Below are 14027 nucleotides of genomic sequence, written 5' to 3' on the forward strand. Positions count from 1 at the left end.
GGTTTTTTTGTGCCTGCCCAACGGGCCGTCACCCCTTCGGTTCGACGTTATCCAACGCCTGGTTCACCGCCGCTTCCCCCAGCGCCACCAGTTGCGCGATGCCCAGCGCGGTCCGGCGGTGGCCGGCGTCCAGCACGGCGGCGAAGTTGTTGAGCATTTCCGAGGCCGAGCCGAGGTTCTCGCTAGCGTTGGCCAGCAGGGATTCGGTGTCGTAGACGGGGTTGGGGAGGTACATGGGTTCGGCGTCAAGGGACGTGGCCATGATCCCGGCGGCCGGATTCAGGTAATGGTCGAGCGCGCGTTCTGCGGCTTCGTGAAGTTTTCGCGAGTCGATCGAGGTGTAGGGGGAAGTTGGATCGGTGGGGATTTCGGGCGGGTTCGGTGTTGGTTTTTTCATGATTTTTTACTCAGCGTGATGGTCAGAGCTGCCGCCTTCGGTTCCACGCGAAGGGTGGCAGCTGTACGCAGGTTGGAACCCGGGCCACTGAGCAAAACCCGGCAGACTCGAAGTCTCCCGCGCACAGCCGCCATAGCGGAGCGCACACCATCAAGGTGCGCAGCATACGTCATGAAAGGTGCGTTTGCTTTCAGTGTTGTTCGGGGTTCCAATCCCGGCCGCTGATTCGTCAGCGACCCACTCAGGCTAAAGAGCCGACTTCCGACGGACAACCTGAAAACCATGTGGGAAGGTTCAGCAAATCATGAACAGGGATTAAACATCCCGGATCAAACCATCGCCTGCAGAGAGCTCCCGCCCGGCGCCCGAGGCCGCCCACCACCGCTTGCTCAGCGCGTCGCGACGATGAACAGCCGCGGGAACGGCAGCAGCACGGAGCCGTCAGGCAATGCCGGATAGGCCTGGGCCACAGCCGCCAGATACTGCTCCAGGTACTGCGCCCGCTCCGCTTCCGTGAGGGGGTTGAGGAACGGAATCAGGCCGCTGCCCTTGAACCACTCCACCACCCCCGCCGCCCCGCCCGGCAACGGATGATGATAGGTGGTACGCCACACATCGACCCGTGAACAGTGCGGCCGCAGCATCGAGAAGTAACCGCTGGCATCCGCCATTTCGGTGCGCTGCCCGGCGGCGCCCGCCAGTTTGCCGGCCCACGGCCCGTTGGCGGCGACTTCGCGCATCAGCCGGTGGGAGGGTTCGTTGAGGTTGTCCGGCATCTGGATCGCCAGACTGCCGCCGGGCGCAAGCTTGCCCGCCAGCGCCGGCAGCAGCGTCGCGTGGTCGGGCACCCACTGCAACACCGCGTTGGCGAAGATCACATCGAACGGGCCCTCATCGGCCCACGCATCGATGTCCGACACATCGAACCGCAACTGCGGCAGGCGCTTGCGCGCGGCCTCGATCATGTCCGGCGAACTGTCCAGCCCGCGCACCTGCGCCCCCGGGAAGCGCGGCACCAGCAGCTCGGTGGAATTGCCGGGGCCGCAACCGATGTCGACCACCGTGCGCGCCTCCGGCGTGGGGATCGCCGCCAGCAGGTCACGGGCCGGACGGGTGCGTTCATCTTCAAAAGCGACGTATTGCTTGGCGGACCAACTCATTGCGTACTCCTGTCGGTGGGCATTGCAGCGGTTCGCTACGATACCGCCTCCCTTGCGCTCAGCTCCAGAGCGACACGTTGCAATCCGTGTCCGGGGAATGCCAGCCTGCTCTCGCCGCATTGAACGCCAGCAATCGACCACAGGGTGATATCCAGCTGATTGACTCCCACAAAGAACCGGCCATGTAGGCCGGTCTTCTTGTGAACTGAATCACTTGTAGTAGCCCACCGTTTTTTTGAGATGATCCGAATACTCGTAAATATCGTCCACCGAGTTTATGGGGTGACGTGTTTCATTTTTCTCTTCGTCAAAGATCCCAATGTATTTCTGTGAACGATTGAAATGCAGGCGACAGATCGGCTTACGGTTGTTGTCGTCCAACAGGATCCCGAAATAACTCTGAGTATCACGCTGGACAATACGTTTGGCATCGACGACTGAACGTACGACCGCACGAACAATGTGGTACCCCTCCAGTTCCTCTAATGTGGTCAGAATTTTGTCATCCGAATCCTCCCTAGGTTCAGCAGGATCCGCGCCGTTTGATGCCGTCGGGATGGATGCCAATGTCGGTTGAAGAGCACCGCTCATGGCAGATTTGAGTCGATCGTTGATTTGATCGTTGAGAAACTGCCCCACTGCCTTTTTCGTCAGTTCGAAGAACTGATCCCGCACTTTTTGTGTAATCACACCATCGTAAACACGGGATGCGAAAACTTTTACAAAATCGTCATCCGGCTGACTGACTTGTGAAGCAATAACCTTCTTGATCTGACTGACATACTTCAGTTCACCGGCTGCATTGATGATCGAGTCGACGTCGAAAGCAGACTTGGTAAGCTTGATCAGTTCCGGAACCGAATACTCATCGATATCCAGCAAATCCAACTCGAGGAATGGCTTCTCATCCATCTTGTTGGGTGCATCAAGATCCGTGAAGAACTTGTAGATCTGACCATTGGTAAGAATGGAAATACGGGCACTGGTGACATGAAAATATCGAAACAATTGGGAAGCATGATTGATATGCAGTGGCTCTCCTATTTTCTTGCATTCGATGAGAATCTGAACCTCACCTTCTTTCATGATGGCGTAGTCGATTTTCTCTCCCTTCTTCGTACCAATGTCGCAGACAAACTCTGGCATCACTTCTGTCGGATCGAACACGTCGTAGCCCAGCACGGTGCTGATGAAGGGCATGACAAACGCGTTTTTCGTAGCCTCCTCTGTCTGGATGGCTGCGCTTTGCAACCGAACCTTTGCGGCAAGGCTGACTAATTTTTCGAAGAATTCCATGTGTGTCCCCTAGCTAGGTTTCTATCCGTGCATTTGCGTACTGGCAAATTGACTCCCACTTGAGCCTAGACGCAAACCGACACAAGGAAAGTGTCCTCCACGAACGGCGTTTGTCAGCCGATACAGAAATCCTTCCGGGCAGGCACAGACGTGGTCCCAAGAGAATTTTCATCTCACCACCGATGTCTGAATTTCAATCCCCCCGCGATAGGATCACCGCCATGAAATTCGCCAAGATTTCCCAGACCCTCGCCCTGTGGGCGGGCAGCCCCAAGACGTTCATGGGCGCGTTGATCCTGATCGGGCTGTGGGGGTTGAGCGGGCCGTTGTTCGGTTACAACGACACCTGGCAACTGATCATCAACACCTCGACCACCATCATCACGTTCCTGATGGTGTTCCTGATCCAAAACACCCAGAACCGCGACACAGACATCCTGCACCTGAAGCTGGACGAGTTGCTGCGGGTCACGAAGGAGGCGCAGAACGCGATGCTCGGGTTGGAGTCGCTGGACCTGAAGCAGTTGGAGGCGTTGCGCAAGCATTACCGGTCGCTGGGTGAGAACGAGGTGTTCAACCTGGAGGGGTTGGGGGACAAGAGCAAGCCGAAGCAGGATCTGAACGATTGTTGAGGTGGCGGTGTTTGCTGCGCGAGTGACGGAGGGGCCTGCTGCGCAGGCCAACGGGAGCGAACTCCCTCGCCACAGGGAGCTGGCGTCTGGACTGTTTGGGCCTGCTGCGCAGGCCCGCGGGAGCAAGCTCCCTCGCCACAGTGGGATTGCGTGGGGATTGCGTGGTGGCCGTCAGCGGCTGGCCTGCAGGGCCCTGGCCATTTCCAGGTGGTTCTGCAGTTTGGGCAGGGTCTCGGCGGCGAAGGCCTTGATCTCAGGCACGTCAGTGGTCTGCGCTTCCTGCTCGATCTGCCGGATGGCCTCTTCGGTCGCCTTGACCTGACTGGCGGCGTAGGCCTGGTCGAAGGTCTCGCCCTCCAGGGCTTCGGGCATCAGCGTCTTGGCCTTGTCGGCCATGTCGTCGTGGGACGCCACCGGCAAGTCGAGTTTCTTGGCGATCTTCGCCAGGTGTTGGTTGGCGGTGGTGCGGTCGTTGATGACCACGATGGTGTAGTCCTTGACCTCTTTGGATTCGGACTTCTGGTGCGCCACGCGGCTGGCTTCGATGTCGGCCATGCCCTTGGCCGAGGCATCGTTGATGAAGTCGGCGGGCGACTGGGCGAACGCGCTGCCGGCGCCCAGCGCCAGCAGGGTGAAGAAACTGATGTCGCGGACTCGGCTGGCCTTGCGGCTCATGGTCGTGCCCTCCTTCTCTGAAGCATTCAAGCGGGAGCTTGCGCCCCCGCCTCTCAATCAAACGGCTACTTCGACTTCTGCGCCGGCTTGCGGCCCATTTCGGCCTTGCCCGGATCCTTGTCGACGGTCGTGGTGGTGGTTTTCCCACCCTTGCGGCCAGCCTCAGACGCCTTGGTCCGGTCGTTGGCGAAGTTTCCCGAGTTCGAGTTTCTTGAATTAGGCATGATTCTCTACCTCTTGGCGTTGATCGTGGCGAGCAGGTGCCCGCCTAGGTTGAGAATTTCCTGACCGCCAAAGGTTTAGAAAAGTTGCCGGCGCCGCGACGAACGGCGAGCGCGGTTCAACTGTCCAGGGCGCGGTGGTTCAAGCGTTTGGCGGCGTACATGGCCTGGTCGGCGTGGCGGAACAGTTGCTGTTCTTCGCTGCCGTGTTCGGGATAGCGGGCGACGCCGATGCTCGGCTGGATGTGCAGGTTGTGGCCGTCCAGGCGCATGGGTTGCACCAGCACGTGTCGGATCTTTTCCGCCACGCCGTCGGCATCGTCGGCGGCGTGGACGCTGTGCAGCAGCACGATGAACTCGTCGCCGCCGATCCGCGCCACCGTGTCGGTCTCGCGCACGCAGCCCTTGAGCCGGTTGGCCACGGTCTGCAGGAGCATGTCGCCGACGGCATGGCCCAGCGAGTCGTTGACCTGTTTGAAGCGATCCAGATCGACATACAACAGCGCCATGTACCCCGACTGCTCCCGGGCACAGGCCAGGGCGGCCTTGAGCCGCTCGCGCAGCAATTCTCGGTTGGGCAGTTGGGTGAGCTGATCGTACTGCGCCATGTGCCGCAGGCGGGCGTGCAGTTGCTGGCGCTCGATGGCCGTGGCGATCTGCGCGCAGACGTATTGCAGCAGTTCCTTGTCCCGCTCGGTGTAGCGCTCGCCGCCGGGTAAGCTCTTGACGATCAGCGCGCCGATGGTGCCGTTCTTCGAGTTCAGCGGCACGCCCAGCCAGCACGGGCCATGTTGCCCGGCCACCAGTTCCTCGAACCCCGCAGGCGTGTCGGCGCTGTCGGGCGTCAACAGAATCGGCTGCCCGGTGCGGATCACCTCTGCGCACAGACGCCCGGTCACGGTGCCGGGCTGCTCCGGTTGACGTTCATCGTCGACGACGTGATAGGGAAAGTTCAGCTGCGCGCAGTGCTCGTCATACAGCGCCACGGAAAAATTCAGCGCCGGCAGCCACTCGCCGATGATCAGGTGAATGCGCTTGAACAGCGCCAGCAAATCTTCGGCCGCGTGGGCCGCTTCGGAGATCGCATAGAGCGCCGCCTGCCGGGACTCGGCCTGCTTGCGCTCGGTGATGTCCCGCGCCACGGCGATGCGCAGTTGGTCGACCTCCGACCAGCGCGCCGACCACAGGATGTGCACCACGCTGCCGTCCTTGCGCACGTAGCGGTTCTCGAAGTTGTGCTTGGGCTCGCCGCCCATGATCTCGCGGGCCGCCGCCAAGGTGCGCTCGCGGTCGGCCGGGTGGACGAAGTCGATCATCGCCTGGCCGATCAGTTCGTCTGGCAGATAGCCCAGGATCTGCTCGCAGGCGGCGCTGACAAAAACGAAACGGCCCTGTTTATCCACCGCGCAGACGGCGTCCAGCAACAGATCGATGTAGCTCGCCAGCGGCGCGGAGTTTCGGCTTTCCATGGTTCGGCGTAGGTGTCCGGACAATACAGCACTGATCAACCGTCCCTGACCTGGCTACTGCGCATCCTTGCGTTCGGTTTCAAGCCTTGTTCGGCATCAGCCCCGGCAACGCATGCACCAGCGCGTTGACGGCGAAGCCGATGAACATCACCCCGCACAGCCGGGTGATCGCCAGCTCATGGCGTTGATACAGCGTGCGCACCTGACGGGCGCCGACAATGCCGATGAGGATAGCGTAGGCCAGCAGGCCGCCCAGGAAACTCAAGGCGATGAGCATCGGCAGCATCGACCAGTTGAGCAGCTCGGCGCGGCTCGACAGCAGCGCGGTGAAGGTCGCCACCGCCACCGGGTAGGCCTTGGGGTTGGTCAGGCCGAACAGGATGCCGTGCCAGAACGGCTGGCGCGCCGCGCCCTGGGGCTGATCGCCGTTGCTGCGCCGGGCCCGCACCGCACGCCAGCCGAGCCAGAACAGGTACAGGCCGCTGAGCACGCCGAGCACGTCGAACGCCGTGCTGCCGATTTCCCGGGCGCCGACGATGGCGATCAGCGCGGTGCTGCACCACACCACATCGCCCAGCAGGTGCCCGCACAGAAACCCTGCCCCGGCCCGCCGCCCGCGGGCCGCGCCGATGCCGAACACCGCGAGCACGCCAGGCCCAGGCGTGATGCCGTAGATGAATCCCGAGGCCAGCACGGCCATCAGCAACGATGAAGTCATGGAAAAACCTGCAAGCGCCGGAAAACGTGGCCGCCAGTCTATCCCAGCGTTCGGCGAATATTCACGGTTCGTTGAAAAAACGCATGCCCGCGTAGGGCTTTTGCCGACATGCGGCCAACCGCGAAGCCAGGTCGCCGACATGGGCTTCGAGCTTGTGGCCGTCCGGGTCGAGAAAGTAGAACGACGCACCTTCGCTGCGGTTGTCCCGCCATTCCCGCACGTTCGCGGCACGGAGCCTTTGCACGAACGGCAGGAAATCGGCCTCGTCGAGGCCGAAGGCGTAATGGGTGTAGTCGGCGGCGGGCTCGGGATTGCGCTCAGGATCCAGCGACAGGCACAACCACAGGCCCGGCAGCGACAGGTAGGCCCCGGCGTCCCAGGTGGCTTCGGCGCGCAGGCCCAGCACATCACGGTAGAACGCCAGGCTGCGCTCAAGGTCGGTGACCGCAAGGGTCAGATGATTGAGCCCGGTGAGCATCGGTTCAGTAACCTCGCAGGTCTTCGGGGACGGTGTACTGCCGGCCGTCGTAGCTCAGGATGATTTGGGTGGCGCCCAGTTCCGTGGTGCTGGACACGCACGCCTGGCCCGACTTGACGGTCTTCAGTTGCGTGCCTTTGGTGGTCACGATCAGGTCGGAGAACCCGTGATGGGTCTGCGGCCCGACCTCAAGGGTGCGGCGCAGCGTCTTGCCCTCGCCTTCGCAATTGGCCATCCACTCGCCGCTGTTCTTGTAGACCACCAGCCCCTCAAGCACCGGCCGCAGCTTGTCGCCCTCGCGGACATACAGCGCCAGATCGGTTTTCTCGTAGGGGTTGGCCCGGGAGCTGTGGCCGAAACTGGAACGCAGCCCGAACGCCCGCACATCCGTCGCCAAGCGGTAACGGGCGGTATCGATCTTGAGGTCGTCGAAACTGATGGCATCGGAGTTGAAGGCGCCGGGTTTGACGTAGGTGACCAACGGCTTGAGGCTGGAGGCGTTGACGACCGACAGTTCCAGGTCGAACACGCCGTCCTGGCTGCCGTCCGCATCCGGCACGAACGAGGACTTGGCGGAAATCGCCTGATTCGCGAACGCCGGCCAGATCTTGCAGCGGGACAGGGAGTGGCCGTTGAAGGGTTTGGTTTCGCAGGCGGCCTGGGCTTGGGCGGTGATGGCCAAAAGGCCGAGGGCGATGAAAAGTCGGGTTGGAGTCAGCATGGGTCTTCCTTGAAAAAGTCGTGTATCAGGCATCCGTCAGACACCTTTGAAACCTGCGGGCAGCACATAGGACTTCCCGTCGTACCGAAGCGTGGTGAGGACGGGTTTGCCCGTCGTGGTTTTCAACTCGCACGTCTGCGGCTCGCCCTCACCGACAAGCCCTGTGGTGACCGATTTCACGATTAGGTCGGCGTAACCGTGAGAACGGGTCTGACCGATTTCAAGGGTGCGAACCGTACCCGCACGCTCACCTGCACAGTTGCCGTCCCACTCACCGCCGAAGTCGGAGACGACGAGACGATCCAGCACCGGGCGCAACTTGTCACCCTCCTTTACATACAGGGTCAACCAGGTTTCTTCCATCGGATTGACGCGGGAGGAGCCCTTGAAGCTGGCCCTGACACCAAACGCGCGAAGTTCAGGGGTAAGCCTGTACCTGGCGGTATCGAGATCAACGGCACTCAACGCAAAGGCGTCAGACATGAACGCAGCGGGTTGACGGTAAGTGGCAATCGGCTCAGAACGACCGGTCGATAGCACGGCCAAGCTCAAATCGTAGCTTCCGACCCGATCGTTTTTGCCGTACACCGGATCCGGCTCAAACGTTGAAACGGCAGAGAGCGTCAGACCGGGGTAGGCCGGCCACGCCTTGCAAACGGAAAAATCCAGCGATCCCGTTACCGGTTCAGGCGCGCAGTCCGCGAACACTGTCCCTGCCATCAGCCCACCGCTAAGCGCCACGCAGCCGATCCAACCCAACTTCACTGTCACGTCCCGCTCCTTGATGAATATCAGCCGCGCACTATCCCCTCCCCGATCCGCCGATTCAACCAGTTCAACGCCTGATCCCCACCCCGCCGCCCATGCCACGCCAGCACAAAGGTGAACGGCGCGATCTCGAACGGCGGCGGCACGACGGCCAGCGATGTGCGGTCGATCCCGCCCAGCGCCCGTGAAGCCACAGTCAGGATCAGGTCGGTGCCGGCGATCAACTGCGGGGCGACGCTCCAGTGCGGCAGGCTGACGGCGACGCGGCGGCGTTCGCGCAGGGCCGTCAGGGTGCGTTCGATTTCCGGGGTGCCGCTGCCGCGCATTTCCAGCAGGACGTGGGGACGGGACAGGTAGGTCGGCAGGTCGAGCACGCCGTCGGCGGGCAGGCTTCGGCGGTCGAGCAGGCAGGCGTAGCGCTCTTCGAACAACGGCGTGCAGCGCAGTTCGCCGGGCAGGTCGGGGAAGACGCCGGCGGCGACGTCGATATCACCGTTGAGCACGCCTTCGAGCATGCCTTCGCGGCTGGCGTGGCAGATCTGCAGGTCGATGCCCGGCGCTTCGTGGCGCAGGGTGCGGATCAGCTCCGGCAGGATGATCGCCGCGCCGTAGTCGGACATGGCGACACGGAAGGTGCGCCGGGCGCTGGCCGGGTCGAACGCATTCGGCGCCAGCAGCGCCTGCACCTGCGCCAGGGTCTCGGCCAGCGGCGCCGCCAGTTCAAGGGCCCTGGCCGTGGGCGCCAGGCCGGCGCCGGCCCGCACGAGCAGCGGATCGCCGAGCAGGTCGCGCAGACGGGCCAGCGCATGGCTGACCGCCGGCTGGCTCAGGTGCAGGCGCTCGGCGGCACGGGTCACGTGGCACTCGATGAGCAAGGCGTCGAGGATCACCAGCAGGTTGAGGTCGACGCGGCGCAGATCATTCATTCGATGCATGCTCCGAATAGCAAAACGGAATTTAAATCTGCGCGACGAATACCCTACAGTCCAGCGAAACCTTGCCGGAGAAAGACCCATGGGAACCTTGCAGTGGGCTGGACTAATGCTGTTGGCGGCGCTCGCCGGCGCCGTGGTGCCGTTTCAGAGTGCGTTGAACTTCAACCTGGCGCGGGGCCTGGGGCACCCGCTGTGGGCGACGATGGTGTCGCTGGTGGTGAGCGTGCTGGTGTTGTTGCCGGTGATCGTCGCGCTGCGCCTGCCGCTGCCGTCGCTGACGCAGACGGGAATGCCGCCGCTGTGGATGTGGACCGGCGGGGCGTTCGGGGTGTGTTTCGTCGGGCTGGCGGTGGTGCTGCTGCCCAGGCTCGGCGCCTCGGGTTTCGTGGCCCTGGCGCTGGCCGGGCAGGTGGTTTCGTCGATGATGCTCGATCACTTCGGGCTGTTTGGTCTCGTCCAACGGCAGGTGACGCCGGCACGAGCGGTGGCCGCCCTGCTGCTGATCGCCGGCGTGGCGCTGATGCAGTTCAGCGCCGCTCCGGCGAAAAGCCTCAACGATGCGCCTCGGGACGATTTCGGCCAAACAACGCGAGGGCAATAATGTTTCCGACTGGGCCCTTGTCCGCAGGTTTGAAGTGCTGCAACCGAAGTGAGCATCGCCGTTGCCGCCATCCAGCGGCAACGGCACCGACTCAGCCCTTATCGAGCGTGCGCAGCTTCTGCGGCAACCCCCACAGCAGCAATGCCGCCGCGATCAGCGCCGCCACGCCGATGACATACAGCGCCGGGGTGGTGCTGCCGGTCAGGTCCCTGATCCGTCCGACCATCACCGGGCTGACGATGCCGCCGAACTGCCCCAGCGTGTTGATCACCGCGATCCCGCCCGCCGCCCCGGCGCCGGCACCTGCCAGCAACTTGGGCGGCAACGTCCAGAAGCTCGGGATGGAGGCGATGATGCCGGCGCCGAGCAGGCCCAGGGCGACGATCAGGAACGTGGTATGGCTGGCGAAGATCCCCGCGCTGAAGAACCCGATGGCGCCGACGGTCACCAGCCCGGCGACGAACTTGCGCCGCTCGCCGGTGGCGTCCGACAGCCGGCCGATCACCACCATGCTGATGGCCCCGCAGATGTAGGGAACCGCAGTCAGCAGGCCGATCATCACCGGGCTTTCGGTGCCGGCGCTGCGGATCAGTTGCGGCGCCCAGAAGTTCAGGCCGTAGGACGCGACCTGGATCAGGAAGTAGATCAGGCCCAGTGTCAGGAAACCCGGGATCTTCAGCGCCGCCAGCAACGACCCGCCGCTCTTGTGTGGTTCATGCTGGGCGATGCGGCTGGCGAGCAGGCTCTTTTCGTCCGCCGTCAGCCAGGGCGCGTCCTCGATGCGGTCCTTGAGCAATGTCAGCACCAGGAAGCCGAGGCCCACGCACGGCACGCCACCGAGCAGGAACAACCAGTGCCAGCCGCGCATCTGCAGCACGCCGTCGAGGTGCTCCAGCACCAGGCCGGAAAACGGCGCGCCCACCAGCCCGGCGAACGCCGAGGCCAGGAACAGCATCGAGGTGATGCGCCCGCGAAAATGCTGCGGGAACCACAGCGTCAGGTAATACAGCACGCCGGGGGCGAAACCGGCCTCCATCGCACCGATGAGAAACCGCAGCGCGTAGAACTGCCATTCGCTGGTGACGAACACCATCAACGCGGTGGCAATGCCCCAGGACATCATGATCCGGGCGATCCAGCGCCGTGCGCCGACCTTGTACAGCATCATGTTGCTCGGCACTTCGAACAGCACGTAACCGACCACGAACAGCCCGGCGCCGAACCCGTAGGCGGTGTCGCTCAGGCTCAGGTCGGCCTGCAGCTGGAACTTGGCGAAGCTGATGTTGATGCGGTCGAAAAAGGCGAACAGGTAACAGACCATGATCAGCGGCATCAGGCGCCAGGCGACCTTGCTGACCAGGGCTTTTTCGGCATCGTGATTGACGGACGGGCTCGCGCCCGCCTCCATGACGTTGAGGCTCATAAGTATTCTCCAGGCGGACTGCCGGGGGCGTCCGATTGTTTTTGTTGTCTGGCGGTTGAAATGCTTTTTGAAACGGAGGGGCCACTGTCTTGGCCCGCTTCTGCGGCGCCCGGTCTGACGTCATCGCCAGCAGGCTGGCTCCGACCGTGCCGGGGGCGGACGCAGAACCTGTGGGAGCCGGCCTGCTGGCGAAAGCGTCAGTCGGGGTCGCTCACACAGGGCAAGGCGCCTGTCACGAGGGAACCGGATGCAGGTCGCAATTGCGCCCGGCCTTGGCCAGTTGGCCGGGAACGTCGTGGCCCAGCAGCGCCGGCAAACCTCGGGACAGTTTCAGCAGCAGCGGCAAGTCGATGCCCGTCGCAATGCCGACCTCGTCGCAGAGGTTCACCAGGTCCTCGGTGCAGATGTTGCCCGACGCGCCCGGCGCGAACGGACAGCCGCCCAGCCCGCCGAGCGCCGCATCGAAGCGCCGGGCCCCGGCCTCGTAGGCCGCCAGCACGTTGCACAGGCCCAGGCCGCGGGTGTTGTGGAAATGCAAGGTGAGGTCGGCCGCCGGCACCCGTTGCAGCACCCGCCGCACCAAGCCGTCCACCTGCCGGGGGTTGGCCATGCCGGTGGTGTCGGCCAGGGTGATGCCGCGGATGCCGAGTTCCTGATAGGCGTCGACGATCCGCAGCACCCGGTCCTCGTCTGTCCGGCCTTCGAACGGGCAACCGAACGCGGTGGCGATGCTGCCGTTGAGGCCCGTACCGGAGCCGCTGGCGAACGCCACGGTCTCGGCGAACGCCGCCAGCGAGGCTTCGCAGCTCATGCGCATGTTCGCCAGGTTGTGGGTCTGGCTGGCGGACATCACCAGGTTCAGCTCGTCCGCCCCGGCCGCCAGGGCACGCTGTGCGCCTTTGAGGTTGGGAATCAGCGCAACGTAGGTCACGCCGGGCCGGCGAAGGATGCCCTTGAACACCTGCTCGCCGTCGCGCAGGGCCGGAACGGCGTTGGGCGAGACGAAGGAGCCGGCCTCGATGCGGCTGAAGCCGGCCAGGGACAGTTGATCGATCAGCGCGATCTTGTCTTGGGTCTCGACCCAGGTCGGCTCGATCTGCAGCCCGTCCCGGGGCGAGACTTCCTGGACGATGAGGCGTTGCGAAAAGTCCGTGATCATTGCACCACCTTCTGGGCTTTGAGGCGTTCGATGTCCGATGGCGCCAGGCCGAGCCCGGCGAGGATGGCGTCAGTGTGCTGACCGAGCGCCGGGCCGGACCAGTTCACCGCGCCGGGGGTCTGCGAGAGCTTGGGCACGATGCCCGGCATCTTCACCGTAGCGCCGCCGGGCAGTTCGGCGTCGAGCAGCATGTCCCGCGCCCGGTAATGCGGGTCGGCGACGATGTCGGCCACCGAATAGATGCGTCCGGCGGGCACTTCGGCGGCCTCCAGCACGCTCAGCACATCGTCGATCGGCAAACTGCTGGTCCAATGGGTGATGGCCGCGTCCAGCACGCCGCTTTTCGCCGCCCGCCCGTCGTTGTGGGCGAACTCGGGGGCATCGGCCAGGTCCGCACGGCCGATCACCTGCATCAGGCGCCGGTAGATCGGGTCGCTGTTGCCGGCGATCACCACATAGGCGCCGTCGCCGGTGAGGTAGGTGTTGGACGGTGCGATGCCCGGCAAGGCGCCGCCGCTGCGTTCGCGGACATGGCCGAGCATGTCGTACTCCGGCACCAGGCTTTCCATCACGTTGAATACGCTCTCGGCCAACGACACATCGACGACCTGACCGCCGCCCTGCCCGGTCTTGACCCGCAGCAGCGACATCAGCGCGCCGATCACCGCGTGCAGCGAAGCCAGCGAATCGCCCAGGCTGACCCCGACCCGCGCCGGCGGCGAACCGGGGCTGCCGGTGGTATAGCGAATGCCGCCCATGGCCTCGCCGATGGCGCCGAAGCCCGGGCGGTCACGGTAGGGGCCGGTCTGGCCGTAGCCGGAGATGCGCACGAGGGTGAGATTGGGGTTCAGCGCCTGGAGCACGTCCCAGCCCAGCCCGAGTTTCTCCAGGGCGCCGGGGCGCAGGTTTTCGATGATCACGTCGGCGTCCTGCGCCAACCGCTTGACCAGGTCGATGCCCTCGGTGGACTTGAGGTTCAGCGCCAGGGATTTCTTGTTGCGCGATTGCAGGTACCACCACAGCGACGTGCCTTCGTGCAGCTTGCGCCATTTGCGCAGCGGATCGCCCTGCCCCATGGCTTCGATCTTGATCACCTCGGCGCCGAACTCGGCGAGCATCCGCGCGGCAAACGGCGCAGCGATCAGCGTGCCGATCTCGATCACTTTGATTGCACTCAAGGGGGCGGTCATCGCGGGTTACCTCTTGTTCTTGGAATTGCGGCCAAGGCTAGAGGAATGCCGAAGGATGAATCCAACCTTCACTCGGCAAGGGGCGTTCGCCAAATGCGAACGCTCGGTGAATGTGGGAACGACGGTACAGCTCTGCCCGTCATCGCCAGCAGGCGAGTTCCCGCGGTATTGCCCGCTGCATCGG

Annotated in this window: 16 protein-coding genes; 2 read left to right on the plus strand and 14 right to left on the minus strand. The window is 63.6% G+C overall.

Features of this window, described 5'->3' with window-relative positions; genetic code table 11:
- Positions 1-28 precede the first annotated feature (28 nt).
- From CAG31_RS22190 to CAG31_RS22200, 3 genes are all read right to left on the minus strand, one after another.
- Positions 29-397, minus strand: coding sequence for a DUF6124 family protein (locus CAG31_RS22190; RefSeq protein ID WP_085585190.1), 369 nt, complete (start codon positions 395-397; stop codon positions 29-31).
- A 389-nt stretch (positions 398-786) separates the two neighbouring features.
- On the minus strand, positions 787-1557 hold the full coding sequence (tam, locus tag CAG31_RS22195; protein WP_085585192.1) for a trans-aconitate 2-methyltransferase: 771 nt from the start codon (positions 1555-1557) through the stop codon (positions 787-789).
- A gap of 210 nt (positions 1558-1767) precedes the next feature.
- A complete protein-coding gene (locus tag CAG31_RS22200) occupies positions 1768-2853 on the minus strand; it encodes a type I restriction endonuclease (protein ID WP_085585194.1) in 1086 nt (361 codons plus the stop codon).
- 221 nt (positions 2854-3074) lie between these two features.
- Between CAG31_RS22200 and CAG31_RS22205 the strand changes: the two genes are divergently transcribed.
- Positions 3075-3485, plus strand: a complete 411-nt coding sequence (locus CAG31_RS22205; protein ID WP_085585196.1) for a low affinity iron permease family protein — start codon at positions 3075-3077, stop codon at positions 3483-3485.
- A 171-nt stretch (positions 3486-3656) separates the two neighbouring features.
- Here CAG31_RS22205 and CAG31_RS22210 read toward each other — a convergent pair whose 3' ends face one another.
- The 8 genes from CAG31_RS22210 to CAG31_RS22245 all read right to left on the minus strand — a co-directional run bounded on the left by CAG31_RS22210 (position 3657) and on the right by CAG31_RS22245 (position 9470).
- On the minus strand, positions 3657-4160 hold the full coding sequence (locus tag CAG31_RS22210) for a DUF4142 domain-containing protein (RefSeq protein WP_085585198.1): 504 nt from the start codon (positions 4158-4160) through the stop codon (positions 3657-3659).
- Between the two features lie 65 nt (positions 4161-4225).
- Positions 4226-4384: a KGG domain-containing protein gene (locus CAG31_RS22215; protein ID WP_085585200.1), complete on the minus strand. Its 159-nt coding sequence runs from the start codon at positions 4382-4384 to the stop codon at positions 4226-4228.
- Between the two features lie 116 nt (positions 4385-4500).
- A complete protein-coding gene (locus CAG31_RS22220) occupies positions 4501-5850 on the minus strand; it encodes a bifunctional diguanylate cyclase/phosphodiesterase (RefSeq protein WP_085585202.1) in 1350 nt (449 codons plus the stop codon).
- Positions 5851-5929: 79 nt separating this feature from the next.
- Positions 5930-6568 (minus strand): LysE family translocator, encoded by a 639-nt coding sequence (locus CAG31_RS22225; RefSeq protein WP_085585204.1) that lies wholly within the window; start codon positions 6566-6568, stop codon positions 5930-5932.
- A 61-nt stretch (positions 6569-6629) separates the two neighbouring features.
- The gene (fos, locus tag CAG31_RS22230) at positions 6630-7046 is read right to left on the minus strand and encodes a fosfomycin resistance glutathione transferase (protein ID WP_085585207.1); all 417 of its coding nucleotides are present in this window, start codon (positions 7044-7046) and stop codon (positions 6630-6632) included.
- 4 nt (positions 7047-7050) lie between these two features.
- On the minus strand, positions 7051-7767 hold the full coding sequence (locus tag CAG31_RS22235) for a hypothetical protein (protein WP_085585209.1): 717 nt from the start codon (positions 7765-7767) through the stop codon (positions 7051-7053).
- Between the two features lie 36 nt (positions 7768-7803).
- Positions 7804-8538: a hypothetical protein gene (locus CAG31_RS22240; protein ID WP_085585211.1), complete on the minus strand. Its 735-nt coding sequence runs from the start codon at positions 8536-8538 to the stop codon at positions 7804-7806.
- Positions 8539-8558: 20 nt separating this feature from the next.
- Positions 8559-9470, minus strand: coding sequence for a LysR family transcriptional regulator (locus CAG31_RS22245; protein WP_176243882.1), 912 nt, complete (start codon positions 9468-9470; stop codon positions 8559-8561).
- Between the two features lie 79 nt (positions 9471-9549).
- On the opposite strand from CAG31_RS22245, the gene CAG31_RS22250 reads away from it, so the two are divergent.
- Positions 9550-10071, plus strand: coding sequence for a DMT family transporter (locus tag CAG31_RS22250; RefSeq protein WP_085585215.1), 522 nt, complete (start codon positions 9550-9552; stop codon positions 10069-10071).
- Between the two features lie 91 nt (positions 10072-10162).
- Here CAG31_RS22250 and CAG31_RS22255 read toward each other — a convergent pair whose 3' ends face one another.
- The 3 genes from CAG31_RS22255 to CAG31_RS22265 all read right to left on the minus strand — a co-directional run bounded on the left by CAG31_RS22255 (position 10163) and on the right by CAG31_RS22265 (position 13843).
- On the minus strand, positions 10163-11494 hold the full coding sequence (locus CAG31_RS22255) for an MFS transporter (protein WP_085585217.1): 1332 nt from the start codon (positions 11492-11494) through the stop codon (positions 10163-10165).
- 232 nt (positions 11495-11726) lie between these two features.
- Positions 11727-12653, minus strand: a complete 927-nt coding sequence (locus CAG31_RS22260) for a hydroxymethylglutaryl-CoA lyase (RefSeq protein ID WP_085585219.1) — start codon at positions 12651-12653, stop codon at positions 11727-11729.
- Entirely contained in the window at positions 12650-13843 is a 1194-nt protein-coding gene (locus tag CAG31_RS22265) for a CaiB/BaiF CoA-transferase family protein (RefSeq protein WP_085585221.1), read from the minus strand. Before CAG31_RS22265 ends, CAG31_RS22260 begins: the two co-directional genes overlap by 4 nt.
- Positions 13844-14027: the final 184 nt, after the last annotated feature.

Source organism: Pseudomonas sp. R25(2017), assembly GCF_002112565.1.
GTDB classification, from domain to species: domain Bacteria; phylum Pseudomonadota; class Gammaproteobacteria; order Pseudomonadales; family Pseudomonadaceae; genus Aquipseudomonas; species Aquipseudomonas ekonensis.

What these genes read in the sequence shown, in the direction of transcription:
- CAG31_RS22190 (WP_085585190.1), bottom strand. Translation starts at nt 397, where the DNA reads ATGAAAAAACCAACACCGAACCCGCCCGAAATCCCCACCGATCCAACT.
- tam (WP_085585192.1), bottom strand. Translation starts at nt 1,557, where the DNA reads ATGAGTTGGTCCGCCAAGCAATACGTCGCTTTTGAAGATGAACGCACC.
- CAG31_RS22200 (WP_085585194.1), bottom strand. Translation starts at nt 2,853, where the DNA reads ATGGAATTCTTCGAAAAATTAGTCAGCCTTGCCGCAAAGGTTCGGTTG.
- CAG31_RS22205 (WP_085585196.1), top strand. Translation starts at nt 3,075, where the DNA reads ATGAAATTCGCCAAGATTTCCCAGACCCTCGCCCTGTGGGCGGGCAGC.
- CAG31_RS22210 (WP_085585198.1), bottom strand. Translation starts at nt 4,160, where the DNA reads ATGAGCCGCAAGGCCAGCCGAGTCCGCGACATCAGTTTCTTCACCCTG.
- CAG31_RS22215 (WP_085585200.1), bottom strand. Translation starts at nt 4,384, where the DNA reads ATGCCTAATTCAAGAAACTCGAACTCGGGAAACTTCGCCAACGACCGG.
- CAG31_RS22220 (WP_085585202.1), bottom strand. Translation starts at nt 5,850, where the DNA reads ATGGAAAGCCGAAACTCCGCGCCGCTGGCGAGCTACATCGATCTGTTG.
- CAG31_RS22225 (WP_085585204.1), bottom strand. Translation starts at nt 6,568, where the DNA reads ATGACTTCATCGTTGCTGATGGCCGTGCTGGCCTCGGGATTCATCTAC.
- fos (WP_085585207.1), bottom strand. Translation starts at nt 7,046, where the DNA reads ATGCTCACCGGGCTCAATCATCTGACCCTTGCGGTCACCGACCTTGAG.
- CAG31_RS22235 (WP_085585209.1), bottom strand. Translation starts at nt 7,767, where the DNA reads ATGCTGACTCCAACCCGACTTTTCATCGCCCTCGGCCTTTTGGCCATC.
- CAG31_RS22245 (WP_176243882.1), bottom strand. Translation starts at nt 9,470, where the DNA reads ATGCATCGAATGAATGATCTGCGCCGCGTCGACCTCAACCTGCTGGTG.
- CAG31_RS22250 (WP_085585215.1), top strand. Translation starts at nt 9,550, where the DNA reads ATGGGAACCTTGCAGTGGGCTGGACTAATGCTGTTGGCGGCGCTCGCC.
- CAG31_RS22255 (WP_085585217.1), bottom strand. Translation starts at nt 11,494, where the DNA reads ATGAGCCTCAACGTCATGGAGGCGGGCGCGAGCCCGTCCGTCAATCAC.
- CAG31_RS22260 (WP_085585219.1), bottom strand. Translation starts at nt 12,653, where the DNA reads ATGATCACGGACTTTTCGCAACGCCTCATCGTCCAGGAAGTCTCGCCC.
- CAG31_RS22265 (WP_085585221.1), bottom strand. Translation starts at nt 13,843, where the DNA reads ATGACCGCCCCCTTGAGTGCAATCAAAGTGATCGAGATCGGCACGCTG.